The sequence below is a fragment of the Thermopirellula anaerolimosa genome, assembly GCF_054657335.1.
This window is the reverse complement of the sequence record NZ_BAAHYX010000006.1, coordinates 650,999-676,691: the sequence shown is the minus strand read 5'-3', so window position 1 is coordinate 676,691 and position 25,693 is coordinate 650,999. Positions and strand designations below refer to the sequence as shown.

At 60.2% G+C, this 25,693-nt stretch carries 18 protein-coding genes; 9 read left to right on the top strand and 9 right to left on the bottom strand.

Annotated features, from left to right (window positions below):
• Positions 1 to 97: 97 nt before the first annotated feature.
• From ACYQ6J_RS08605 to ACYQ6J_RS08590, 4 genes are all read left to right on the top strand, one after another.
• Positions 98 to 1,513, top strand: a complete 1,416-nt coding sequence (locus ACYQ6J_RS08605) for an efflux RND transporter periplasmic adaptor subunit (protein ID WP_460183775.1) — start codon at positions 98 to 100, stop codon at positions 1,511 to 1,513.
• On the top strand, positions 1,510 to 5,058 hold the full coding sequence (locus ACYQ6J_RS08600; RefSeq protein WP_460183774.1) for an efflux RND transporter permease subunit: 3,549 nt from the start codon (positions 1,510 to 1,512) through the stop codon (positions 5,056 to 5,058). Before ACYQ6J_RS08605 ends, ACYQ6J_RS08600 begins: the two co-directional genes overlap by 4 nt.
• 171 nt (positions 5,059 to 5,229) lie before the next feature.
• Positions 5,230 to 6,150: a response regulator gene (locus ACYQ6J_RS08595; protein WP_460183773.1), complete on the top strand. Its 921-nt coding sequence runs from the start codon at positions 5,230 to 5,232 to the stop codon at positions 6,148 to 6,150.
• 66 nt (positions 6,151 to 6,216) lie between these two features.
• Positions 6,217 to 6,897, top strand: a complete 681-nt coding sequence (locus tag ACYQ6J_RS08590) for an anthranilate synthase component II (RefSeq protein ID WP_460183772.1) — start codon at positions 6,217 to 6,219, stop codon at positions 6,895 to 6,897.
• Here the strand turns inward: ACYQ6J_RS08590 and dapA are convergent.
• Both dapA and ACYQ6J_RS08580 read right to left on the bottom strand, forming a co-directional pair.
• A complete protein-coding gene (gene dapA, locus ACYQ6J_RS08585) occupies positions 6,894 to 7,784 on the bottom strand; it encodes a 4-hydroxy-tetrahydrodipicolinate synthase (protein WP_460183771.1) in 891 nt (296 codons plus the stop codon). The genes ACYQ6J_RS08590 and dapA overlap by 4 nt on opposite strands.
• 111 nt (positions 7,785 to 7,895) lie before the next feature.
• Positions 7,896 to 8,639, bottom strand: a complete 744-nt coding sequence (locus tag ACYQ6J_RS08580; protein ID WP_460183770.1) for a pyridoxine 5'-phosphate synthase — start codon at positions 8,637 to 8,639, stop codon at positions 7,896 to 7,898.
• 311 nt (positions 8,640 to 8,950) lie between these two features.
• On the opposite strand from ACYQ6J_RS08580, the gene ACYQ6J_RS08575 reads away from it, so the two are divergent.
• The 3 genes from ACYQ6J_RS08575 (at position 8,951) to accC (ending at position 12,141) form a co-directional block, all read left to right on the top strand.
• Positions 8,951 to 10,057 (top strand): M24 family metallopeptidase, encoded by a 1,107-nt coding sequence (locus tag ACYQ6J_RS08575; protein WP_460183769.1) that lies wholly within the window; start codon positions 8,951 to 8,953, stop codon positions 10,055 to 10,057.
• Between the two features lie 73 nt (positions 10,058 to 10,130).
• Positions 10,131 to 10,715 carry an acetyl-CoA carboxylase biotin carboxyl carrier protein gene (gene accB, locus ACYQ6J_RS08570; protein ID WP_460183768.1) on the top strand — a complete coding sequence of 195 codons (585 nt, stop codon included), beginning with the start codon at positions 10,131 to 10,133 and terminating at the stop codon, positions 10,713 to 10,715.
• A gap of 82 nt (positions 10,716 to 10,797) precedes the next feature.
• Positions 10,798 to 12,141: an acetyl-CoA carboxylase biotin carboxylase subunit gene (gene accC, locus ACYQ6J_RS08565; protein WP_460183767.1), complete on the top strand. Its 1,344-nt coding sequence runs from the start codon at positions 10,798 to 10,800 to the stop codon at positions 12,139 to 12,141.
• Between the two features lie 144 nt (positions 12,142 to 12,285).
• Here accC and yidD read toward each other — a convergent pair whose 3' ends face one another.
• Positions 12,286 to 12,582 carry a membrane protein insertion efficiency factor YidD gene (yidD, locus tag ACYQ6J_RS08560; protein WP_460183766.1) on the bottom strand — a complete coding sequence of 99 codons (297 nt, stop codon included), beginning with the start codon at positions 12,580 to 12,582 and terminating at the stop codon, positions 12,286 to 12,288.
• A 1,019-nt stretch (positions 12,583 to 13,601) separates the two neighbouring features.
• Between yidD and ACYQ6J_RS08555 the strand changes: the two genes are divergently transcribed.
• Positions 13,602 to 16,088 carry a BNR-4 repeat-containing protein gene (locus ACYQ6J_RS08555; RefSeq protein ID WP_460183765.1) on the top strand — a complete coding sequence of 829 codons (2,487 nt, stop codon included), beginning with the start codon at positions 13,602 to 13,604 and terminating at the stop codon, positions 16,086 to 16,088.
• A 177-nt stretch (positions 16,089 to 16,265) separates the two neighbouring features.
• On the opposite strand, the gene ACYQ6J_RS08550 is transcribed toward ACYQ6J_RS08555, so the two are convergent.
• The 6 genes from ACYQ6J_RS08550 to ACYQ6J_RS08525 form a co-directional block, all read right to left on the bottom strand.
• Positions 16,266 to 16,826: a BMC domain-containing protein gene (locus ACYQ6J_RS08550; protein WP_460183764.1), complete on the bottom strand. Its 561-nt coding sequence runs from the start codon at positions 16,824 to 16,826 to the stop codon at positions 16,266 to 16,268.
• A 53-nt stretch (positions 16,827 to 16,879) separates the two neighbouring features.
• Positions 16,880 to 18,211, bottom strand: a complete 1,332-nt coding sequence (locus tag ACYQ6J_RS08545; protein ID WP_460183763.1) for a 4Fe-4S dicluster domain-containing protein — start codon at positions 18,209 to 18,211, stop codon at positions 16,880 to 16,882.
• 203 nt (positions 18,212 to 18,414) lie between these two features.
• Positions 18,415 to 18,930: a transcription elongation factor GreA gene (greA, locus tag ACYQ6J_RS08540; RefSeq protein ID WP_460183762.1), complete on the bottom strand. Its 516-nt coding sequence runs from the start codon at positions 18,928 to 18,930 to the stop codon at positions 18,415 to 18,417.
• Between the two features lie 437 nt (positions 18,931 to 19,367).
• The gene (locus ACYQ6J_RS08535; RefSeq protein WP_460183761.1) at positions 19,368 to 20,951 is read right to left on the bottom strand and encodes a trypsin-like peptidase domain-containing protein; all 1,584 of its coding nucleotides are present in this window, start codon (positions 20,949 to 20,951) and stop codon (positions 19,368 to 19,370) included.
• Between the two features lie 321 nt (positions 20,952 to 21,272).
• A complete protein-coding gene (locus ACYQ6J_RS08530) occupies positions 21,273 to 23,300 on the bottom strand; it encodes a RiPP maturation radical SAM C-methyltransferase (protein WP_460183760.1) in 2,028 nt (675 codons plus the stop codon).
• Between the two features lie 97 nt (positions 23,301 to 23,397).
• Positions 23,398 to 24,387: an aldo/keto reductase gene (locus ACYQ6J_RS08525; protein ID WP_460183759.1), complete on the bottom strand. Its 990-nt coding sequence runs from the start codon at positions 24,385 to 24,387 to the stop codon at positions 23,398 to 23,400.
• Between the two features lie 584 nt (positions 24,388 to 24,971).
• On the opposite strand from ACYQ6J_RS08525, the gene ACYQ6J_RS08520 reads away from it, so the two are divergent.
• Positions 24,972 to 25,265 carry a hypothetical protein gene (locus ACYQ6J_RS08520; protein ID WP_460183758.1) on the top strand — a complete coding sequence of 98 codons (294 nt, stop codon included), beginning with the start codon at positions 24,972 to 24,974 and terminating at the stop codon, positions 25,263 to 25,265.
• The last annotated feature ends 428 nt before the right edge of the window (positions 25,266 to 25,693 follow it).

Here is a 25,693-nt window from a genome sequence, read left to right as displayed (position 1 = left end):
GGACTCAACCGAATCAAGATCGAGCGACCTCCGACGAACTCGCAATTAGCTCCTCCTTGACCGGCAATCATTTCTCCTTGATACGAGACCTTGGTTTATGGCCAATGCGACCGCGTACAGATCGTCCCTTTGGGAAACGCTGATCCAATACGGAACCCCGCCGCTGATTCTAGTACTCGGGGTAGTGGGCTTCCTGTTTTTGAAAAGCCTGCGACAACCGCCTGCCCGGGAAGAACCGCCCGCGACGTTGCCGGTCGTGGAAGCAGCGGTCGTAAAACCCCATGAAGCCGGCTTGGAGATTTCCGGGGACGGCATCGTCGTGCCGTACCGCGAGATCCAGGTGGCGGCGGAAGTGGACGGTCGAATCGTGCTGAAGACCCCGGAGTGCGAGGCGGGTACCTACGTCAAGCGGGGCACCCTTCTATTATCCATCGAGAAACGCGATTTCGAGATCGAAGTCGAGCGATTGAAGGAACAGGTCAAGCAGGCCGAGAACTCCGTCAAAGAGTTGGACGTTGACATCGAAAATACGGGCCGACTGATCGAGCTTTCCCAAAACGAACTTCAAATCGCATCAAGGGACTATCAGCGTGCAGAAACGTTGTTCAGCAGCAACGCGATGACTCAAGCCGAATTGGACGCGGCGAAGCGAAACTATATCACGGCCCAATCCGCCCTCATGAACCTGGAGAACCAACTGCGGCTCAAACGAGCGACCCGGGAACGCATGGCTTCGGCGCGCGATCAAGCCGCGGTGCTTTTGCAAAAGGCGGAATTGGACCTTGCTCGCACGGATATTCGGGCCCCGGCGGACGGCGTGGTCGTGCAGGACCTGGTGGAAGCGGACAGCTACGTTCGCAAAGGCACCGCCGTTTTGGTCTTCGAGGACACCTCGAAGGCGCAGATCAAGTGCAGCCTGAGGGTCGATCAGTTGGCCTGGCTATGGGCCGTCTTGCGACAAGGCGGAAATGCCGCGAATGCTCGGACCACGGCCTACGAGGTGCCTAGGGTTCCGGCCACCGTGGTGTACGAGGCGAACGGTCTGCAATACGCCTGGACGGGAACCCTCGACGGCTATGAGGGTCTGGGATTGGACGAGCAGACGCGCATGATTCCCTGCCGCGTCCTGGTCGATGATCCCACCGCCGTGCGAATGCTGGGCGGCGCGACTGACGATGGGCGGAATGCCGTGCCCGATCGGGCCCCGCCCGCTTTGTTGCGAGGAATGTACGTCTCGATCCGGATTCACGTCTCTCCCGATCATAGGGTGCTGCGGTTGCCCGCCCGGGGAATCCAACCGGGAGGAAAGGTGGCTCGCATCCGCGACGGACGTTTACGTCTGGTGCCGGTCGAGGTGATTCAAACGTTGGAGGACGAAGCGATGGTCCTGGCTTCGCCCGATAGCTTGCGGGCTGGGGACCGCGTGGCCGTCTCTCCCACGCCCTTCTTGGAAAATACGCCGATCGCTCGGATGGGCGAGGGCGTCCCTGTTCAGGAACAATTGATCCCATGAAGTCGCTGCTTTCTTGGTCGATCCGCAATACCCCCGCGATGAATACGCTGCTGGCCGCGATTCTCGTGGTCGGTGCGTATTCCCTTCTCAACCTTCGTCGCGAGGTCTTTCCGGATTTCAGCCTCGACATCATCCTGATTTCGGTGCCTTATCCGGGAGCGAGTCCGACCGAGGTCGAGGAGGGCATTTGTCAGAAGATCGAAGAGGCGGTCCGCTCGGTGACGGGGATCAAGAAAGTCAACTCCGTCGCGAGGGAAGGTTTAGGCTCGGTCATCCTGGAACTCTATACCAACGTCCGCGACCCGCAACGCGTGCTGAACGAAGTTCGCGCGGAGGTGGACCGCATCCCCAGTTTTCCCCTGCTGGCCGAGGACCCTGAAATCAAGCAAATCACCATCCGTCGCGGGGCAATCACGATCGGTTTGATCGGACCGGATGGGGATGACCTCCAATCGGAAATCGCCTTGCGCGAATTGGCCGAACAGATTCGCGACGAGCTGATTGCCTTGCCCAACGTCAATCAGGCCGATCTGATGGGGGTGCGACCCTATGAGATTTCGGTGGAAATCTCGGAGGAAACTCTCCGCAAATACGGTTTGACGTTGCAAGAGGTCGCCCAGATCATCCGCCGAGAGAACGTGGAATTACCGGGCGGGACGCTCCGCGGCGACTCGCAAGAGGTGCTTCTGCGAGGGAAAAACAAGGGGCTGACCGGCAAGGAGATCGCGGCCTTGCCGCTGATCACCCGGCCCGACGGAACCGTCCTTACCGTCGGCGAGGTGGCCCACGTCGTGGACGGTTTTTCGGATGCTTCGGCGATCAGTCGCATCAACGGACGACCGGGGATCGCTATCGTGGTGACCAGCACCTCGACCGAGGACTTGCTGCTTACCACGCAAGACGTGCGCGAGTACTTGGCGAAGAAGAAGCTGCCGCCCGGCTACGAGCTTACCACCTGGGACGACGTCTCCGTTTACGTCCGCGATCGCCTGGACCTCCTTGCCAGAAACGGCTTGCAGGGCCTTATCATCGTTTTCGTCCTCTTGGCGATCTTCCTGGAATTGCACCTGGCGTTCTGGGTAGCGTTGGGCATTCCGATCTCCTTGCTCGGGACCTGTATCATTTTCGCCGGCACCGATCAAACGTTGAACATGATGTCCATGTTCGCGTTCCTTATGGCCCTGGGAATGTTGGTCGATGACGCCATCGTGATCGGCGAAAACGTTTACGTGCACCGCAACATGGGCAAAGGATTGATCGAAGCTGCGGTTGATGGAACCTACGAGGTCATCCCCTCGGTTTTTGCCGCCGTGATGACGACCGTCATCGCCTTCAGCCCGTTGTTCTTCGTGCCCGGCATCATGGGGAAGTTCATTTGGCTCTTGCCGTTCGGTGTCGTATCGGCCCTGCTCGTTTCCTTGGTCGAGGCCATCTTCGTTCTGCCTTGTCATCTGGCGCATGGCTCGGCCAACGAACGGCACCGCAATAGCGGCGGCAACAGTCAGAACGGACAAGAATATTCAGGCGATGATGCCGCAAGGAACGGCACGGCTCGCATGCGGCGATTGGGTTTGTTGGTTTGGAGGGTGGCGTCCGTCGCTTTGCTGCTGGGCGGACTGGCCTTCTTGCTCGGCTACCCGTTGCCGTACGGTATATCCTTGCAAGTTTGGATCGGATTAGCCCTCCTGCTCTTCCTGACCGTAGCGGCAAGCTACCTGCCCCTGATCGAAAGGTTCACGAATGCCGTTAACGACCGAGCGGACGCCGCCCTGCGCTGGGTGATCGACCACGCCTATACGCCTCTCCTGAAGCTGGTATTGCGTTTCCCCGTGGTAGCCGTCAGCGTGGCGATTGCCTTTCTCCTCACGTCTCTCGGATTGGTCGCCTCGGGCATCATCCCCTTCGTAACGTTTCCCAAAACGGACTCCAACGTCATCGAGGCTTCCGTCTATTTCCCGGCGGGGACGCCGGAAATTGTGACCGACCACGCCACGCAAGTCATCGAGGAGGCCATTCGGCAAATCGATGCCGAGTACATCCGCAATCATCCCGAGCACCCGAAGGGGTTGATCCAGACCACCTATCGCCTGGTCGGCGACGTGACGGTCAACGCCTTGCGCGTGGGCAACGAACTCCCCACCGGAAGCCACTCCGGGAAAGTCCAGGTGCAATTAGTGGACGTGACGGAGCGGGCGATCGACAGTCTGACTCTCGTCAACATGTGGCGCAAAAAGGCCAATGAATTGGGCCGTAATTTTCCCGGGGCCGAGAGCGTGACCTTCGCGGGCGCCGCTATGGGGCCCGGCGGAATGCCTATCGAGTTTCGTTTGCTTGCGCCGCCCGATCGCATGGCCGCTTTGGAAGAGGCCGTTGAACGCTGCAAAGAGAAGCTGGCGGAATACGACGGCGTCTTCGACATCCAAGACGATTCGCGACCCGGAAAGTGGGAATTCCAGATCAAGACCTTGGAAAAAGGCAAGGCGTTGGGCGTATCGTTGACGGATTTGGCGGGCGCGGTGCGGGCGGCGTACTATGGCGAAGAGGCCATGCGGCTTCAACGCGGGCGGCACGAAGTCAAGTTGATGGTACGCTATCCCGAGCAGGAACGACGTTCTTTGGCTCAGTTCGGAGAAATGCGTATCCGCGTCAACGGCGTGGAACGCCCGATTCGGGAACTGGCCGACGTCCGCGTGGAACGCGGCTATTCGCAAATCCACCGCCTGGATCAGATGCGGTCCATCAGCATCACCGCCGACGTTGACGAGAACCGCACGCACGCCCAACAGGTGGTTCGGGAATTGCAAACGGATTTTCTGCCCCAGTTGCTGTCCGATCCCAAATTCGCCGGAATCCAGATTCGTTGGGAGGGTGCGCAGGAACAGACCAACGAATCGGTGACCGCCATGATTCGCGGCCTGCTCATCTCTCTGATCGGCATCTTTGCCCTGCTGACCTTCCAATTCCGCTCGTATTTCCAGCCGCTGATGATCATGGCGATCATCCCCTTCGGCCTGGTGGGGGCCGTTTTGGGGCACCTTGTGATGGGTCTGTCGCTAACGTTGATGTCAATCTTCGCGCTGGTGGCTTTGACCGGCGTCTTGGTCAACGACTCGATCGTGCTGATCGACTTCATCAACTCCCGGGTCCGAGGCGGGATGCCCATCAAAAAGGCACTGTTGGAATCCGGCAGACGCAGGTTGCGACCGGTGCTGTTGACATCGCTGACCACCATCGGCGGCCTGGCGCCCATCACGTTCGAGAAATCGGTGCAAGCGCAGTTCCTGATTCCTATGGCGGTGACGCTTTCCTTCGGTCTGGCGTTCTCCACGCTTCTGGTTCTGTTCCTGGTGCCGACCCTATACCTGATCTACTCCTGGTTCGTGCCGATCCCGCGCGAAAGCGATGAATACGCCGTCGATGAGGACGCCGAAGCAGAGCCTTTCGATGACGCGCAAACGGCGGCACGGGGTGAAAATGAGGGCGAAAGGTTCGATGAGCCCGCTCTGGAGGTCGGCTATTCGTTGCAAACGACGGACGGTCGGTAATGAGTTCTCGTCACGACCGATGCCAACGCCTTCCGCTTCCGCAAGGCGAGGCCGGCAATCCGGCAAGGGTCGGCAAACTACCAAAAAGCCGAGTGATCGTTCCCGCACTGGAAAGCGGGCATCGCATCGGCTATAAAAGCTGTCGTTGATCATTCGAGGAGGGATGAAGCCATGACTACGATCCTGGTGGTGGACGACTCGCCGGTCGATCGCAAACTGGTGGGAACATTGCTGGAGCGGCGTTGGTCGTGGAAGATCGAATACGCCGCAACGGGTACCGAAGCCCTGGCGAAGATGAAGCTGGTGCTCCCGGATCTGGTAGTCACGGACTTGACGATGCCCGAAATGGACGGCCTGGAACTGGTCCGCGCGGTGCGTCAGCACTATCCGGAAGTGCCGGTCATCCTGATGACGGCGTACGGCACCGATACGTTGGCGCTGGAGGCCTTGGAACTCGGCGCCGCCAGCTACGTCCCAAAATCTCAATTGGCCGCCCGATTGCCCGAAACGGCCGATAGCATTCTTCGCATCGCCGAGCAGAATCAAGAGCGAGAGAGGCTGTTGCAGCGATTGGAACGCATCGAGTTCGACTTCGTGCTCGAGAACGAACCGGACCTAATTCAACCGCTGGTTTCCTTGGTGCAGCAAACCTTGGCCGGAATGCAATTCACCGACTTTGCCGGTCGATTGCAGATGGGAGTTTCGCTGAAGGAGGCGGTGCTGAACGCCTTGTTCCACGGCAATCTTCAGATTACTCGCGATGAGATCGCTGCCGTGTCGGATCGTCTTTTGGGAGACGACGAAGTCAGTTTGGTCGATCAGCGACGCGCACAACCGGAGTTCCGCGATCGTAAGATCTACGTCCACGTGGAAATCGACCGTCGGCAGGCGAAATTCGTCGTGCGCGATGACGGTCCCGGATTCGACGTGGCGAAGTATGCCGCGACGCCCGGCGCAGCGCCGGAACTGGAGGAACGCCGCGGTTTCTCCCTGATCCGCACTTTTATGGACGAAGTGCAATTCAACGCGCAGGGTAACGAGGTAACGCTCATCAAAAGGCGCGAAAAGGAAGAGGCGGCAGCGCCGGCCTGAGCCTCGGTCGGTCCCCCAAATCGCTCACATCGGGAAGGCCCTCGAACCGCCGAGAAGAGGCTCTTCTTGGGGTCGCTAAGGTTGAACGCCGCTCAAGTTTCCATGTCTTACGACGGGGTTAAGCCTCGCGTCCTAGTGGTGGACCATCAGGATAGCTTTGTTCACAATCTGGCCCGTTATGTTCAGCTTGCCGGTTGTGACGTCACGGTTCGGCGAAGCTACCGTCTGGAGCCGGACTGGGTGCTGCAAGAGGGCTTTCGGACGCTCGTCCTTTCACCCGGTCCGCGCCGTCCCCGCGACGAACCGCATAGCCTCGCCCTTGTCCGAGAGTTGGCCGGACAAGTCCCGATCCTCGGTGTGTGCCTTGGGCATCAAATCATCGCCGAGGCGTTCGGCGCCGAGGTTGTGGAATCGAGCGACCCGTGCCACGGTCGCGGGACGTGGATTCGATACGCTCCGCATCCGTGCTTCGCCGGATTACCGAATCCTTTTTTCGCGGGTCGATACCACTCATTGACCGTGACCACCGAATCGCTGCCGGACCTACTCCGGACCATCGCATGGACGGACCGGCACCGCGTGATGGCGATTTGCCATCGGGAATTCGACGTCGTGGGCTGGCAATTCCACCCGGAATCGATTTTGACGCCGGTGGGGCTGCGACTCATCCGCAGTTTCTTAGGTTATGCGCTTGCGGCAAAGCGGGTAACCTTGCGCGACATTCCGAGCATCAACGCCGCCGGTTAGTTCAGCAACCCAAAGGCCCGCAAGGTCCGCCGCAACCGCTCTTCCTCTTCCTGGGAGATAGGCGTCATCGGCAGTCGCAATTCGCCCGTATCACGACCCAATAACCGCATGGCCGTCTTAATGGGGATTGGGTTGGTCGCCAGTCCCAACATGTCGCGCGCCAAGGGGAAGAGTTTCTTGTGAAGAGACTGCGCCGTGGGGATGTCGCCGCGATCCCAGGCCGCTGTGAGTTGGATCATCTCACGCGGAACGATGTTCCCGATCACGGAAATGACGCCGCGACCGCCGACCGAGAGAATGGGCAACGTCAAACTGTCGTCGCCGCTGAGTACCGTCAAGTCGCTGCCGCAGATGATCTGCGAGGCCTGATCCAGCGAACCGGTCGCTTCCTTGACCATGGCGATATTGGGTAGTTCGGCCAGGCGGAGAATCGTTTCCGGTTCCACGTTCTTCCCGGTCCTTCCCGGGATGTTGTAGATGCAAATCGGGATGTCCACCGCCTCGGCGAGGGCCTTGAAATGGCGGTAAAACCCTTCCTGGGTGGGCTTGTTGTAATAGGGCGCCACCACCAAGGCGGCATCCGCGCCGACTTGCGCCGCCCAGCGCGTCAATTCCAGGGCCTCTTGAGTGCTGTTCGACCCGGTGCCCGGCATAACCTTGATGCGTCCGGCGGCGGCTTTGATCACCGCGGCGATGACCTCGCGATGTTCCGGATGCGACAGCGTCGGAGACTCGCCGGTCGTTCCCACAGGGCACAAGCAGGTAGTGCCCGCCTGAACCTGGAACTCGACGTGCTCCTCCAACAAAGCATAATCCACCTTTCCGTCGCGGAAGGGAGTGATCATGGCGACTGAAAGACCGGCGAATTGCTCTGCGCGTGTGGCCATACGTCTCTCGTTGGACGGGCTGGGTTGAGGATGGAACTCAAGAGGACTCGGCAGGACCGACGTTTTCGGACTTCTTGACGATCATCGCGGAAACGGTCGCCGCCGCTCTCATCACGTCGTAGCGGTTGCGACCGATCTCGCGGCGTCAACCATCAATTGTTTCATTTCTCGCACGGCTTGCGTCATGCCCACCAAGACGGCGCGGGCGACGATGCTGTGGCCGATGTTCAACTCGTGCATGTGCGGAATCGCCGCGATCGGTTGCACGTTGCGATAGGTCAAGCCGTGCCCCGCATGCAGGACCAAGCCGCGCTCATGCACCAAGGCCGAGGCCGATCGCAGGGCGGCCAACTCTTTTTCGACTGCCGCACCCTTGGCATTAGCGTATCCGCCCGTGTGCAACTCGACGGCCTCGGCCCCCAGCTCGGCCGCAGCGTCGATTTGACGCGGTTGCGGGTCGATAAACAGGCTTACGACGACGCCGGCTTCACGCAACTTGCCGACGACCTCGCGCACCCGATCCATTTGCCCTGCCACGTCCAATCCGCCTTCGGTGGTGATTTCTTCTCGCTTTTCCGGGACGAGCGTGGCCTGATCCGGTCGCACTTCCAGCGCAATTCGAAGGACGTCGGGGGCGCAGGCCATCTCCAAATTGAGCTTAACCGCGGTCGTTTCACGCAGAATCCGCAAATCGCGGTCCTGAATATGGCGTCGATCCTCTCGCAAATGGATCGTAATGCCGTCCGCACCGCCTAGTTCCGCAAGCACCGCCGCCGCCACAGGATCAGGCTCGTACGTCCGTCTCGCCTGGCGGAGCGTGGCTACATGGTCGATATTGACGCCTAGCTGAATCATAGTCTCCTGATCCGCCGAACATTCACGGATCGGCGTACCGCCGCGGACCGCCTCTCCCGTCTGCGTCGCGGCCTTCGGCGGCGACTATCGGCAGCAATCCGAGAAGCATCCTCATCAACGCCTTCGCCGATTATATCGCCCGTGCGGAGGCATGGAAAGAAACCCCCGCGCGACCTGCCGACGCCGGTCGTCTCAGCGCGGGCGCAAACGAACGTCGGCAGGGCATGCCTCCCCCAAGACCTCGGTCCGGCGTATGCTAACAGCATGGGCACGTCGTCGGACGCCGTCGCAACTTCTCGAGCAGGCAGAACATGAAAAACACTAGCGAATACTTTCAACAGCGTCGGGATCGCCTTCGGCGCGTGTTGAAAAAGAACTCCTTGGCCGGATTCCTCGTCACCAAACCCCAAAACGTGACATACCTCTCCGGATTCAGCGGAGAGGATACATATCTGTTACTGTGGCGGGACGGCGAAGCCTTGATCAGCGACTCACGCTTCACGCTACAGATCGCGGAAGAGTGCCCCGGCCTGGAGGTCATGATCCGTCCGAGCGGCGTCGGCTTGGTGAAGGCCGCCGCGCGGGTCGTCCGACGCGCGAAACTGTCCCGCGTGGGCTTCGAGGCCTCCCACGTGACGGTCGATGTCCGCGAATCGTTGGAGCGCGAGTCCGGCAGTGTGGAGTGGGTTTCGACCTCGCAATGGGTGGAAGACCTGCGCATCGTCAAAGACTCCGAAGAGATCGCGCGGATCCAAAAGGCGGCGAGCCAAGCGATGCGGGCGTTTGCGGCGGTTCGAGCAAGCCTGCGACCCGATCACGAAGAAAAGCAAATCGCCGATCTGTTAGAGCATCACATGCGTCTTCTCGGCGCCCGGTGCGCCGCCTTCCCTACGATCGTTGCCGTCGGTCCGCGCGCGGCGCTGCCTCATGCCATCCCCGGACACTGCCGCGTCGACGAGCATCCCATCCTTTTGATCGATTGGGGCGCGGATGAGGGTTGGTACAAGAGCGACTTGACCCGCGTTCTGGTGACCGGTAAAATCGGTCCGAAATTCGAGCGGCTTTATCAGCTTGTATTGCGCGCTCAGGAGGCGGGGATCGCGGCGATCGGTCCGGGCGTCACGGCGGCGGAGGTCGATGCGGCGGCGCGAAAAGTGATTGAAGACGCCGGCTTCGGACGGGCCTTCGGTCACGGTCTGGGGCATGGGGTCGGCCTGGAGATCCACGAGGCCCCAAGTTTGTCGGCAAAGTCGAAAACCGTTTTGAAACCGGGGATGGTGGTGACCGTCGAGCCCGGTGTTTACCTTCCCGGATGGGGTGGGATACGAATTGAGGACGATGTTTTGGTGACCCGCTCCGGCAGGGAAGTTTTGACCTCCACTCCGAAGTCTTTGGATGACATATACGTCAGCCTCTGAGCGGATCTTCCGTCGGGGCGAAGAGATCACGTCTTTGGAAACTCTTGAATACTCTCCCGCAAATTGCTGAATCATGCATTCCGAATCCCCTGAAGAACCCATCGGTCGCCCGCAATCGAGCGGTCAAGACGTTTTCGATGTGCGTCGCGTGCGAAAGCTCGTCGAGTTGATGGAACGCCACGAATTGGCGGAGATCGACCTCCGCGACGGCGATATCCGAATACGTTTGCGCAAGGGAAGACAGCCGACAGCGACTTCCTCGGCCGTTCCCCAGGGCGTTCCCATGCCGTTCGTTTTTCCGTTTTCTTCGCCAATCGCGCCGCCGGGCGGCGCGCCCGCCGCGCCTGCTCCACCCTCCGCGAAGGAATCGGACGAGAAACAGGCCGAGGCTGCTCCCGCTCCCGCCGCCGACAACCTCCTGCTCATCCGCAGTCCGATGGTGGGCACCTTCTATTTGGCACCGGACCCCGATTCGCCTCCCTACGTCAAGGTCGGAGACCATGTGGGTCCGGAGACGGTGGTCGGCATCGTCGAAGCGATGAAGGTTTTCAATGAACTGCCGGCGGAGGTCTCGGGAAAGATCGTGGCCGTGCTGGTGGAGAACGGGGAACCGGTGGAATACGGCCAGCCTTTGTTCAAGGTGGATCCGGCCGTGTAGCCCGTCGCGATGCACGAAGTTTTTCGGGAGCCGAGCGGGCGGCAGTGTTTCATCATCCTCGATGGGTTCAGCGTGAGCCGGCATGTTTAAGAGAATTCTGATTGCCAATCGCGGAGAGATCGCCCTGCGAATCATTCGCGCTTGTCGCGAGTTGGGTATCGAAACGGTCGTGGTTTACAGCGAGGCGGATCGCGGGGCGGCCTATCTGGAACTCGCGGACGAAGCCTACTGTATCGGGCCCGCCAAGGCCGCCGACAGTTATCTGCGATTCGATCGCGTGATCAGCGCGGCGGAAGTCGGCAACGCGCAGGCGATCCACCCCGGTTACGGATTCCTGGCCGAAAACGCCCATTTCGCCGAGGTCTGCCGAAGCTGCCAAATCGAGTTCATCGGCCCGCCGCATGAGGCCATGGCCATGCTGGGAGACAAGAACCGCGCGCGCGCCCTGGCCAAGGAAGCGGGCGTGCCCATCGTTCCCGGCAGCGACGGCGCAATCGAAAGCGAGACGGAGGCGCTCCGCGTTGCGAAATCCATCGGTTATCCGGTGCTGATCAAGGCGGCGGCGGGCGGCGGCGGCAAGGGGATGCGCATCGCCGTCAGCGAGGGCGCCCTCAAGTCCGCCCTTCAGCAGGCCCAGCAGGAGGCCGAGGCCGCGTTCGGAAACGGCGCCGTATACCTGGAGAAGTATATCGAACATCCGCGGCACGTCGAGGTTCAAGCGATCGCCGATCACTTCGGAAACGTCCTGCATTTGTGGGAGCGCGATTGCACGACGCAGCGCCGTCATCAAAAGCTGATCGAGGAAAGTCCCGCGCCGAACCTGCCCGACGAAGTGCGTCGTTCGATTTGCGACTCGGCCGTCCGCATCCTCAAGGCCGCAAACTACACCAACGCGGGGACGGTGGAGTTTCTGGTCGATCGCCAATTCAATTACTACTTCATCGAGGTCAATGCACGCATTCAGGTCGAGCATCCCGTCACGGAAATGGTGACCGGCATCGACTTGATCCAGACCCAAATCCGCGTCGCGGCGGGAGAACCGTTACCGTTCAAGCAAGAGGATATCGAACACCGAGGCTGCGCGATTGAATGCCGCGTGAACGCGGAAGATCCCGCCAACAAATTCCGTCCGTCCGCCGGTCGCATCGACCGCATGTTCGTCCCCGGCGGACCGGGAGTGCGGTTCGACTCCCACGCCTACCCCGGCTACGTCGTCTCGCCTCACTACGACTCCATGATCGGTAAGCTGATCGTGCATCGACGCACGCGTGCGGAAGCGATCGCCTGTATGAAGCGAGCCTTGTCCGAGTTGCGCATCGAAGGCATCAAGACGACGGTGCCTTTGCACCTCGAGATACTCTCTCACCCCGTCTTTACCGAGTCTCGGGGCGACACCACATTCGTGGAGCGGACTTGGACCGGCTGAAAGCCGCCGCTTTTGGGGCAAGGGCCGCTCGCTGTTTGACGGGCGATGCGCGCCTTGACCGGTCGCCGGCATCGCCCCGACCGCCCCCTGAACCGGCGTCTTGGACGGTTTCAAGCAAAGGGGAAGCCATCGCATGGCAGGCCATCAGGGAGGATCAAACCCACTGCGACAAAGCGGGTGGCATCGCACAATTCGGAACGCCCCCAGTAGGCAGCCGATCACGACCCCGTAGCGACCGACAGCGGCGTACGTATAAGCCGAGCAGGTGGGGTGAAATCGACAAGCTCGGCCCAGCAGCGGACTGAGTCCGATCTGGTACGCCTTGATGGTCGCCAGGACGGGCACGGCCACCGCACGGTCCAGAACCCACGCCGCAAGCAGGATCACGGCGACCGTCAGGCCGATCGTCCAAACGGCTATCCGAATGAGACCTAAAATCACCAACCGGCATCCCCTTTCATGATTTCCGCTATTCTTCGAGCGTGGGAGTTCGGTCCCCGCCCGGGGACGACTATTCCCGTTTCTAGTTTAACAGTTTTGTGATGAAGGGGCAGGCGGCGCGGCTCGTCTGGCGGCGAAAACGACGCCTGTTGGTTTGGGAAATGCCTCGCCTGCGGGTTCGCTACGATAAATGGGTCTCGATTGCCTCTTGCTACAGGAACCCTTGAACAACGACTGCGGCCTGGGCGGCTCGAGTATCTCAGCCTTGTTTTCGGTTCCAAAGGGCGGATGAGCGGGGTTAATAATGCCTACAGGTTGTCTATGTCGCCCGGTTTATCGGTCCGTCGCCGCGTGAGCGCGCAGTATCAGCGCTCTATCCCGCGCCGGGCAAGGGCGCTCGCCGCAAAACCGCGCTGCGGCGAAGGTAGCCCGACGGTGAAGGTAGATATTCACGCCGCTCGCCATGCTTAACGCATACGGGAGGTTCCCGTAGTGAAAGCCGCGGGACTGCCCGCCGCGCGAAGTCCAGCGGCAACGCGATGATAAGGCGTGATATCGGGACCGTTGTGGTTGGAATGGGCGGCACGTGATGGATGCCATGTGGGTGCATTTGCAGACCGGGTAGGGGGTGTACGGAAGTCTTTTCGCACCGAGGGCGTGCATAGGCTTCTTGACTGGGCATTATTTGCGTCCACTCTCACGATAGGTCTCGCCTTGATGGGATACTCGAGAGCGCTCCTGGCAACTGACTCTCAAGGTAGCGAACCAATGCAAATGCCGAGTTTTGCTTCGCGTGTGCGAGTCGCCGGGCCGACTGGTGCGATCCGTCGCCGCGGATTCAAGTCACCGGAGCGAAGGATGCGAGCCATCGTGGCACGGTTCGCAACACCATATTGGCAAGGCGGAGCGCCCATCGGTTGGAAACCGCCGGGGATTGGACGGTGTTATAATCTGACACGTTCGATCGCCGACGCGATAGTCTGAGGTCGGTCCGGTTCCAAAGTCTGGGAGAAGGTGCGATGCCGTCAAGTTTCCGCATAATCGCTTTTTTTGTAAGCGTCGGCTTTTGGTTGCAATTGGTCGCGCCGCCCGCTTCCGCGACGGACCAACCCTCGCTGAAGGAGTTGGCCGAGGAGGAAGTGCCTTGGGCGATCGGGGGAGCGGGGGGAGCGTACTTCTTCGCCACGGAGGGGACGCTTTGGGTCGAGGTCTACAAGCGCGATCTGCACCGTTTCAACCGCGTGACCGAGTTGCGAGCCATACTCGCCGGTCCCGATCGGCGCGTGCTAGCCGAGGCCCGTATTCCTGACGACGGTCTGCCCGCCGGCAAGGGGCCGGGGCCTTTTCGCAGCGTGCGATTGGAGGTGGATCGTCCCGGCGTGTATGCGCTGAATGTCACGATTTCGCAGGATCGTTACGGAGAAGAGATCGCTTGGGGTTTTCGCACCAATTGCCCTCATTATGTCGTCGAAACGGCGCGGGGTCATCGCGATGAAGCCCATCGGGAACCGATCGTCTTGCTTCAACCCGGCAAGCCCGGCGACGTCGTGTTCCTGCCTCGTCCAGGCGAGTTCGCGGTGAATGCTACGGGGTTGCCGAATGACGTTACGTCCTTGAAAGTCTTCGACGCGAGCGACAACCTGCTCGCGGAGATTCCCGTTCGGGCGGGCGAAGCAACGCACCGCTTCCCGGCGAACGTGTCGCGGGAGGCCGTACCGTGGCGCATACATTTCCCCAAACAGCAAGCGGTTCTCCATATCGACGGCGTTACGCAATGGGAATCCGAGGACCGATACCGTGACGTGACGGCCTGGTCGCCGCAACCGCACGCGTGGTTCGATTGGCTACCCAACCGTTGGCTTATTACGCCGTATCATCGCGTGGTGTACGGTGAGCCCGATGCGGAAGGAACAATCGTATTCCAAGTACGGAACAAGGCGTCGGCGGCAAGAAAACTGCGGCTTGCAATCGAGTTTCCGGGCGATCCGTGGCCCGCGCGGATCGACGGTTCCGAATTGCTCGATCTAAAGGCGGACGAAACCAAGAGCGTTGCGATTCGCTATCAATGCGGATCGGTGGGCGATACCCGCCGGTGTTTCATCCGGGTTCGTCCCGACGACGCCTCGGGTGTGACGACGTACTCGGCGCTGACGGTCATATCGGGCAAGGCTCCCGCCGAATCTCCCTTGAGCTTGCCGCTGATCCTGCGTCCCTACGAGCACGAAAACGAACAACTCGGATACTTGCCCGACTATCCGACCGTGAGCCAGGTGTATTTCGATATGGAGAACCGCCCCTACGTGAGCGACGGCGGCGCCCTCTTCGTGTGGGACGGTCGCGGCTGGGATCGACGAGATCTCGCTGAAATCAGTCGTTGGGCCGACTCGGGAAAGCCCGTGCGATCCGCCGTCGCGGTTAACCCAAAGATAGCATTCGATCGACGCAATACGGTCTACGTTGTTGCACGGGTGGACGGGCGCTCGTGCTTGCTGGCATCGCGCGATGGGGCGAAGACTTTTTCCGCGTTCGCACTGCCGTCCGGCAAAGGGGGCGGCACTACGTTCGATATCGAAGTGTTCACCGGGCACAACCTGTTGGACGGTCCGCCGCCGATCCTCCGCTACGCGTTTCTCCAGGCCGATCCTCGCGTATTCTGGCGGCGACTTTATCGACTGGAATTGATACTACCGGAGTTTCGTGGGGAGGAGATCGCTTTTGTGGCACCGATCGTCGTTTCCGAGAGCGTGCTCGGACATTCGGCTCACTCCGGCAGTCCGTCGTGCGTCGTGTCCCGTGAGGATCGAGTCCACGTGATTTGGTCTGAGGCGACCGATCCAGCGGAAAAATTGCCGGGCGTTCCGACGTACGTTGCGACCTACGACCGTTCCAGGGGCGAATTCGGTCCCCGCGCATTCGTCGGCTACGGTCCGCCTGCCAATGATGTGCACAATACGCCGAGCATCACCATGGATAGCCGCGGCTACCTGCATACACTTGGCGGGACGCACGGGGCGCCGTTTCCCTATGCGCGGTCCTTGACGCCCAATGATGCGGGCGGCGGTTGGACGGAGCCGAAAATATTGGGTGAGGGACTGCGGCAGACTTATATCGGCCTGGTTTGCGGGCAAGACGATACGTTGCACACGGTGTTTCGGTTGTGGAAGACCCAGGAACCGCCGCATCCCCTCAGTATCTTCGCAACGCTGTCGCATCAGCAGAAGGCCCTGGAAGGCGAGTGGCAATCGCCTCAGGTCTTGGTCGTTCCGCCGTTTTCGGAATACAGCGTCTTTTACCATCGATTGACCATCGATCGCTTGGACAGGTTGTTTCTATCCTACGATTGCTGGTCTACGTACTGGTTCTATCGCAACGATTATCCGGGCAATCGCCGGGCTTTGCTTGTGTCGCCCGACGGCGGACAGACCTGGAAACTCGCGCAACAGGCCGATTTGACGCGGTTGGTTCCGTTTTCCGAAGAGGCCGGCGGCGCCTCCGCAACACGTTGAAGTTCGGCCCGGTGGGTGAATGTGTCATTCGGCAAAGGGAGGGAACTTCGCTCCATATTTCGCATTTTCACGGGGCGACACAGGCATCCGGTTGAGATCGGACGCGGTGGCGGGATCGGGAGTGCGCGTCCCGTGGTGGAGATGCGTTCCACCCGCCGTCGGCGGCAGTTCCACCGTTTACAAATAGTCGGCGAAGAGTTCCGGGGATGGGCGTGGAATGACGACCTCGGACACGAGTAATCCGCGTGAGCGGGCCTCGTCCGCCGCCGCTTGGACTCCCGCTCGCACGTCGGCGACGCCGCCGGTCATCAGAATCAGGCCCTTGCCGCCCAATGCCATGGCCACATGGATGCGAAACAGCGTGACCCGGGCGGCTTTCGCGGCGGCATCGGCAGCGGCTAGCGCACTGGTCCCACTGAAGGTCTCCACCACCCCTAATGCGCCGGCATGGTCCTTGGCCAAGATCACGGATTGTCCCAGGGCGGGGAAGACCGACTCGTGCACGTTGGGGATCAACAAGTGATCGATCACGGAATCGGTCGCCTCACCCAATCCCGTTTGAATGGATGATTGGACCTGGCTGACGCCGCCGCCGACCACGATGAGATACTTGCCTGAGCAAATCGTCCGCGCGATCAGCAAGTCCACGGAGGCAGCCTTGAGCATCGCGTCTTCGACTTGGTAACCGATTCCCACGCTGGAAAGCTCGATCGCGCCAATTGCCCGAGGGGTGGACATCGGAAGGACCTTCCTTTTCTACTACGGAGAAAAATGCGCCGCGAAGTGGGCGGTCACTCTGCCGAAATCCAGACCGCCGATTCGTCGATTGCGGTGACGCGTCCGTCGATGGATGCGTGGACGGGTGCGCCCAAGGCGGGTTTCCCATTCACTTCGGGGGGAACGCCGACGACTTGACCCCGACGAACGGCGTCTCCGACCTTGACGACCGGTTGGCACGGGGCGCCGACGTGCTGTTTCAATTTGATTCCGACTCGGCCCGCGGCGATCGGGCGATCCACCAAGGGACCCTTGTTGGTAAAGGCGGTCAGCCCGAGTTTGCGCATCAGGCGCGCCGTGGGCGCTCGGCGGTTCTTCAAGTGACGTTCGGCACGCTCCGGCACGAAGGGCGGATTCTCCCAACGCCGTTTTTCCGCCGCCAATCGCCGTTTGTTTTGTGTGCAGACGTTCTTGGGATCCAGGTCTTCGGGACACGAGTACAGGCTGCACAAATTGCATTCGCAACAAAACGAGGTGCCGATGAAGTTGGCCTCGCCCACCAAGTTGAAACCGAGGCTTCGCATGGCGCGATGCGGTTCGATGGGGTGCCCCAGCAGCCAGCGGGGGCAAAGTTCGGTGCAATAACTGCACTGATCGCAAGCTGAGCGGCCGATCCTAGCGATCTGGGACCAATCCTGCCGTCGGCGTCGCACCACGACGTGGTCTTCCGGCAACACGATCACTCCGCCCGTCGTCTTGTCCACCAGGGCGCGGTGATTGTCCTCTAGGTACCCCATCATTACCCCGCCGACCAGGTATTGCGGATTCGGCACGGTCGCCCCGCCTGCCGCCGCCACGCAATCCTCCAGCGTGACGCCGACGGGCACTCGGAGCGTGACGGGTTCCGCCACCGCCCCGGCGATGGTCAGGTATTTTTCGGTGACGGGGTGCGAGGCCGCTTCCGCAATGTTCTTCGCGGTTTCCACGTTCATTACTACCGCACCCACGTGGAGGGGAATTCCCCCCGGCGGAATGACGCGACCGGTGGCCTCGTAAACGAGGATGAATTCGTCGCCCGAGGGATAGGCGTCGGGCAGGGGGACGATCTCGACACCAAGCGGCAGACGCGTTTGGAGGAGTTCGATGACTTCGTGATACTTGCCCTTGATTCCGATGATGCCGCGGGAAGCGCCAACCAATCGCATTGCGTGAGCCAGGCCTTCCAGCACGGTGTCAGCGTAATCTCGCAGGACCTCCTTGTCCTTGTGCAATAGCGGTTCGCACTCGGCGGCATTGATCAAGACGGTATCGGCCTTGGCCGCCAACTTAACATGGGTGGGAAATCCGGCGCCGCCGGCACCGACGACTCCCGCTTCCCGCACTTGCTCTACAGTGATCTGCGTCATGGACCGCACGTTGACTGTTGCATGGGGAGAGAAAACGATAGGGAGCCTCGGCCCTGACGAGACCGGGCCGCCGACGGACCTTGGGCTTATGTGCCGGCCAATGCCGTCAGTTAATCAAGCATACTTCGCCGATGTTGCCTCCGGCAACTGATCCTCACAAATCTCCCAAGCGGTGCAAAGTGCGGTTGGGCTTGGAAAATTTATCAGGACTCTTGCGAGCTTGAGGCGTCCGGCTCCTCTAAGTCCTCGTATCGAAGATCGAGGATTTCGTAGCGCTGCGTTCCGCGAGGGACCGTGACCTCGACAATATCGCCCTTTTTCTTGCCGATAAACCCTTTCGAGAACGGGCTGGTAATGAGGATCCGGTTGGCGTCGAGGTCTTCTTCACCGGCACCGACCAGGGTGAAAGTCTCTTCTTCGCCGGTGTCCACGTCGCGGAGCGTGATGGTGGCTCCCAGGGCGACAACGTCGCGGGGTACGCGGGCGGGATCGATGACGTATGCCCGGGACAATTTGTCCCGCAAAAATTGGATTTTCGCCATCACCATACCCTGCGTTTCCCGGGCGCCGTGATATTCGGCATTTTCGCTAAGATCGCCCTCTTCGCGGGCTTGCGCCACTCGTTGCGTGACCTCCGACAGGACGACGGTTTCCAGATGCTCCAACTCTGCGCGGATCTTGTTGTAGCCCGTTTGGGTCATGGGAATACGATCGTCCATGGGTAGTCTCCAAAAAAACGAAGGCAAGCCGGAGTCGAAACTGCGGCCGCCTTGCAAGCTTCACGAACGTGCCTCGCGCGTGTTGCGCCGATACCTCCGGAGCCGAACGTGCAAAAAATTCAACAGCTCGCGGTTGCAATCGCGAGTTTTCGTCACCAACGTTCTTTTTCAAATCAAAGATTATTATAGCATCCGGAGAAGATCGGGGAAATCACACTTACCCTCCCCATAATGGGGAAATGTCGGTTCCCATTGACAGTCCAAGATTTTCTTCGGTCGACTATCGATCGGGCGGTGCCGGGGATTTTTTGAGCCTGTTTTGGGTGGCGGGTGCCGATGCGATCGCTTCGATGCAAGAAAGAAGGAAGGGCCGGGAGAATCGGGGAGATTCTACCCAGCCCTCGCCTGAACTTGGGGGACAGGCGGACTATTTTGCGTCAATCGGCGACGCGGATGGCTACGTATCGCGTGCCCATCGACGATTGCACCCGCAACAGCAGACCCTTGCTGAGCGGTTGCTCCTGGATGGCCTTGCGGAGATCCTCGACTCCCGCGACGGGCTTACGGTTGGCCTCGACGATGACCATTCCCTCCTCCAATCCCGCGAGATCGGCCGGACTCCCCGACTCCACTTGCGTGATCGCGGCGCCCTTCTCGGCCTTGACGCCGAGGCTCTCGGCCAATTCCGGGGTCAAATCCTGAACCGAAATGCCGAGTTTATCGAAGTCGGCGGAATCGCGGGACCGCGGTGCGGCCTTGCCCGTCCGGGATCGAGCCAGTCCGTAGTCTTCCGGTTGCTCCCGAACGACAACGTCCACGGTGATCTTCTTGCCGTCGCGAATCACTTCCAGCTTGTGGCGTTGATCCAGCGTGGCTTCCTCTACCAAGCCTTGCAAATCGTTTGGGGAGGCGACGGGCTTGCCGTCAAAGGACAAGACTACGTCGCCCGACTTCAGCCCGGCCTCTTCCGCCGGGGTCTTCGGGAAGACTTCGGCGACCACCACGCCGTTCTTGCTTTCAACTCCCAACTGCTCGGCGAGGTTGGCGTCGATGAGTTGGATTGCCACGCCAAGGTATCCCCGGCGGACCACCCCGTCGGCGGCGAGTCGCTCGGCTACCCATTTCGCCAAGTTCGAGGGAATCGCGAAGCCGACGCCCTGATATCCGCCGGATCGCGTCGAGATTGCCGTGTTGATGCCGATGACCTCACCGTCGAGATTCACGAGCGGACCGCCGCTATTGCCCGGGTTGATGGCGGCGTCGGTCTGAATGAAGTTTTCCCGCGCCGCGATTCCCAGACCTCGGCCTTTAGCGCTGACGATACCCGCCGTCACGGTGCCTTCCAAGCCGAACGGTTGTCCCAAGGCCACCACCCAGTCGCCGACTTGGACGCGGTCGCTATCGCCGAGCACCGCCGCCTTCAAGTCCTTGGCGCCCTCGATGCGAACCAGGGCCAGGTCGGTCTTGGGATCGGTCTTGACCTCGACGGCCTCGAATTCGCGACCGTCATGAAGTCGGACCATGACCTTCCCTTGGCCGTCCACCACGTGCGCGTTGGTCAGAATGTAGCCGTTTTCCGAAATGACTACGCCTGAACCAAGCCCCTCCACCACCCGAGGCTGGGCTGGAAACCCGCGGAACATCTGATCGAAGTCCGGGTCCTGGAACAGGTCTTCGAAGGGAGTGCCGCGGAACGGATTCGGAATCCGGTTCGGGCCGAGACCTTCCCCAAGGTCCCCGGCGGAAGGACCGCCGCGACGCCCGGCGGGTGCGGAAAACGTCCGAATCATCACCACACTGGGCAGGACCTCGTTGGCACAATCGCGAAACGCTGCCGACAGTTGATTCGCGAATTCGTGGTTGGGCGATGCGGCGTCTTTCTTAGGCGTCGCGAATTTCAGTTGAGCGGATGCGGATTCCCAAGGGGCGAACGCCGCCCCCAGCAGAATCGCCGCCGCAAACAGGGCGCAGAACGCGAAGACCGCTTTTCTTCGCAACACAGCGGCAACAACCCTAGACATTTTCATTCCTCCTTGGCTCACGGTGAAACCTAATGAAACTTCCGCCACGTCACCGACGACGCTCGCCGAGTCGATCCGTTCACCCTCCCGCCGTTAGCCGTTTCCGGCGAAAAGATGAGTGCGGACGCAATTCGGTAAGATACTCGGAGCAAACAACATGATCGGGGCTGAAGGCACCGTTGCGTTCGCACTCCGGCTACGGCTAGAGACCGGCATGCCGACTGCAAAACACCTCTTCGCCGATCGATCGTTCTACTAGGCATGTTGCCGCCGGAGCCAAGCTGTTGCCGATTCGCCGGCCATGTCCAAAACTACCCCGGGCTAGGTGGGGACCGTCGGCAGGATGTTGCGGTCGCGGAGCACGATCGCCGCCAGGTCGGACTGATCCGGCGCCCAAACGGCCAAGGACAAGAAGACCCCTTGCGATTCCGCCATCAAACCCTCGTCGCGGCATTCCCGCAACCAGGTTTCACATGCTTCCCGCGAGGGGGGAGGCGAAAACTCCCGAACGAGGAACTCGAGGATGGCCCGGAGCGACCGACCGCTATCGCAGAATTGATAGGCGGCGGCCTGCCATCCGGAAAGACGCCGCTGAAATCGGTCGGCACACGGTCGGGTGTCGGTGAGAATCAACGTCCCGTCGGGCATCTTTCGCATGGACAGGGAGGCGGAAGCGTGGTCGCGTCTCCAGCGTTGTACGGCCGAAAGAAGAGGGCCGACGTGTTCCTCCGGCGTCCATCCGTCCGCGAAATCGAAATCGAAGTAGTAGGCCAACCGGGACAGGGATTCTTGCGAGAGCGGGTAAACGTACGAAAAAGCCGCCGCCGGCCTCTTGCCGGTCATTTGGAAGGCTTCGGGACGCTCGAAAAAGGGCGAAAAACGGTCCATGCGGGCCCGACCGACGGCAAGCGGCGGCGAGAAATGGACGATCTTGTCGATCAAGTCGGCCATCCGGAGATAGTCGTCCGCCGTTTCGCCGGGCAGGCCGTAGAGGATGTTCCACTCGGCGTCCACTCGGGCCTCGCTGAACCATTTCAGCGTTTGCAGATTCTGGATCGCACCGGCGCCCTTGTCGATCTTTTTCAGCACTGTGTCGATAAAGGTTTCTATGCCCAATTGAGGCGCACGAACCCCCGCCGCTAACAGCAAGGCCACCCGCCGACGTGTCAGATTCGTCTTCAATTCGCAGGCGAAACGTATCGGCAGATCGGCTTCCGCCAAGCGTGGAAGGAGGCTGTCGAAATAGCGGTGGTCCAGGATGTTGTCCGCGGCGGAGGCGAGGGCGACATGGTAGCGATCCCAAAGGTACCGCAACTCTTGCAAGACGCGGTCGGGCGACTTGCTGCGGTATCGCATGGAATCGCCGTTCAGGCCGCAAAACCCGCAGTGATGCTTCTGTCCCCACCAACATCCGCGCGACATCTCAAAAAACAGTTGCGGTTCGACCTCGGCACTCAGACGGCTTGCGCGGCGACGGGAAAAATAGTCGTCAAAATCCGGGAAAGGCAGGGCATCCAGGTCTTCGATCTGCGCGGCGCGCGGTGAGGCCGTACCCACGGACAACGAAATCGTTCTCGAGTCGTCGCGGCCTCCGTCGGGCGGCAACGGCGCAGGCGTGGGAACGATGAATCGGTGATTCTCAGTCGCTCGCGCAATTGCCGGGGAGTCGCGTCCGGGGTACTCGGACTGCGATTGCTCGCGTACCAACACCCCGGGCGGCGGATGATGACAGCGGCCCTCTGAAAGGATTTGGGTCGCTACCGCAGGAAAGGTCAGGTCCGCCTCTCCGGTAAAAACTACGTCGATTTCCGGAAACTCGGCCAGGAGTTGTTGGCCCATCTCTCCTTCGCAGGCCGCTCCGCCGAAAACGACGCATATTTCCGGATGGCGAGCCTTCAGTTCTCGTGCCAAGCAGAGGGATGCCATCGTCTGCTGAAACGTGACGCTGAATCCGACGACCGCGCATTCCGACCACTCTACGGCCTGGAGGCAACGATCGAGAAACGGTTCAACGAACTCCGCCAATCGGCGGTATGCGGCGTGATCTTCTTCGCCGAACTCGGGATCCGCCCGTTGAAGGATCCGGCGGAGGTAGAGTTCAGCAGACGGGAGCCGATCGCCGAAATAGTGTTCGGCAAAAAGCCGTTCTCCGCCAAGTGTGAAGGCGAAACAATCAGCGATCCATTGATAATCCTCTGCGCCGACGAGTTCCGCAAAGTCGTAGTTGAGGTAGGCAATATCGCAGGGAAGGCCGTGCCGCAGCGCAGAGGCTTTCAGGACGCTGATCCCAAGATTGGGCCAGCCGAGATTGGCGAACGGCATATTGACGAGAACGATGCGACGCATCATTCCTCTCGAGATTCACGTCGCCGGGGTGGTTCCGACGCCGTATGGTCCGGGCAAAGATTCTGCTGCCGGCATATTGCGGTACAATGGTCGGCCGGCTTTAAGACTTTTGTAGGTTGTGCCACCAGTCGCAACCGTAGTTGCCGACCTTGTACTGCTCGATTTCGCCTGAGGCCGCGGGTTCCTTGGTCCGTTCCAGCAATGCCACGACTTCGCTCTCCGTCAGCGGTTTGAAGTTTCGGGCCATTTGCACGTCTTGGCGGAGATTATCGCGGGACTGCATGCCGCAGATCAGGCTGGAGATGGGAAGCGAAAGCGCGAAGCGGCGGAGCGTGGGGGCGTCGATGCCGGTGTCGCGCGGGATGCGACCGTTTTGCGACCCCAAAGCCTTCATCCCGATCACGCCGATATCGCGGCGATTGCACTCCGGCAAGACCTGCTTTTGAAAACTGACGTAGTGGGCGTCCAGCACATTGATCGGCATCTGCACCGTGGCCCAATCGTAGGGCTTGGCAAGCATGGCCAGGTGAAATCGCGGATGCTTGTGTCCGGTGAAGCCGATGTAGCGAATCTTTCCCGCCTTTTGTGCTTCCAAGGCGAATTCCAAGGCCCCGTTTTTCGCGAAGATCAGGTCCGGGTCATCATCCCATTGAATGCCGTGAAATTGCCACAGGTCGATCCGATCGGTTCGAAGTCGCCGCAAGCTGTCTTCGAGATTTGACTTGGCCGTCTTGTAATCCCGTCCGCAAACCTTGGTCATCAAGAAGACTTTGTCGCGGTAACCGTTGACCGACAGGGCTTGTCCCATCACTTCCTCGCTGCCGCCCTCGTGATAGTCCCAAGAATTGTCGAAGAAGGTCAGCCCCTCGTTGATCGCCTCGTGCATGATGGCGACGGCCTCGTTCCGGTCCTTGACGGCGCCGATGTCCCATCCGCCCAACCCGATGATGGAGACGCGCTCTCCGGTTTTGCCGAGCGGGCGAGTCGGCAATCCGTTGGGGCTGTTCTCTTGCGCCAAGACCATTCGGGACCCGAGGGCCAGGCCGGCCAAAACGCCCTGAACAAATTCGCGGCGAGTCGAAACGCTCATCATTTATCTCCTCGACTGAATACGGCACATTGCCCGAAATAACGGCGAGTCCTACCCGCAATCGAAACGCAGGCCGGCAAACTTTATTTGTCCCCGCTTCCGCCCGACGACAGGATAAATGATACGATTCTCAACTCCGTCGGTCAAACAGGTTCCGGAGGTTCGTGCGAAAGGGTAACGGCACAGGATCGCTCGGTGGCATCGGTCCAAGCATTAGCCCGAAGCTTCTCCTGATCGCGGCAGGCACGGGCTTCCCCTTGGTATCCGCAAGTTGCAGACGCTGGGGTAAGTGGCGGCGGTGACAAAATGAGTTCGCGAGCGATGGCTGTATCGAAAGTATGGACGGGCAATTTGAGAATCATTTGGGTGAATGGGAAAGATGTGATATCTGGTGAAAGATTGCTTGTGAGTTGTCCGATTTCTTGGTAACAGGTCCAATAAACAGTTACCAGCTCAAAGCAAGAATTCGTAATGTTTCCCGTCCATGTTCGGGGACGCGGGCAAGTTCGCGTGAAACCTTTGGGTTAAGAGTTTGACGGCCGCCGATCACGCGGATTCTGGGAATTCGGAAAAGGGAGGGGACGATGGCGGGAGAATCGTTACAGGTGAATCATCACGGCAGAGAGACGGTTTCCAGCGAACAACATTGGGCTCAGGCCGCTCAACTCCGTTTCGATCGCAGTAGCTACCCCGCTTTGCGACGACTGCGCTGTCGGTTTGATGACGGTCGAATCATCATTCACGGCCAAGTTGGCAGTTATTTCCAGAAACAATTGGCGCAAGCCGCGCTTTCCGACCTGCCGGACGTGGAAATCGTCAACGAAGCGGAGGTCGTAACTCCCCACGATGCGGTGTTTTCCACGAGCGAATTGCTCTGACCTTTTCGGTCCGAAGCCTTTCGGCCCGGTTCTTCTCCGCGACACGAATCGACCTCATGCAGATAGCCCGCCGCAATACGGCATGGAGGCGGGCTTTACGTTGCTTGCTTCCACGGTCGCTCTGAACTCGAACAATCGCCGCTCCGAATGCCGCCTGGCGACCGGCGGCAGGACAATCGTGCTCGTTGTTCTGAACTTTTCTCGCGGTAACATCATCCAAGGGCATAGCCCCGTCTGCGTGGGCGACGCTTGGCTTTATCTTCATTCTTGCTTTTTCATTTCCCTAGCCCTCTAACGGCGGCGGGCTTCGGGTTTCCTTTACGGTCCCCCTAAAAAGAACTTCGAATGGTCGGAGGTTGTGAGCGCAGGTTCCGCTTTTGCTCGCATCGATGAATCGTCTTCATGGAACGGGCATAGGAACGCCGCAA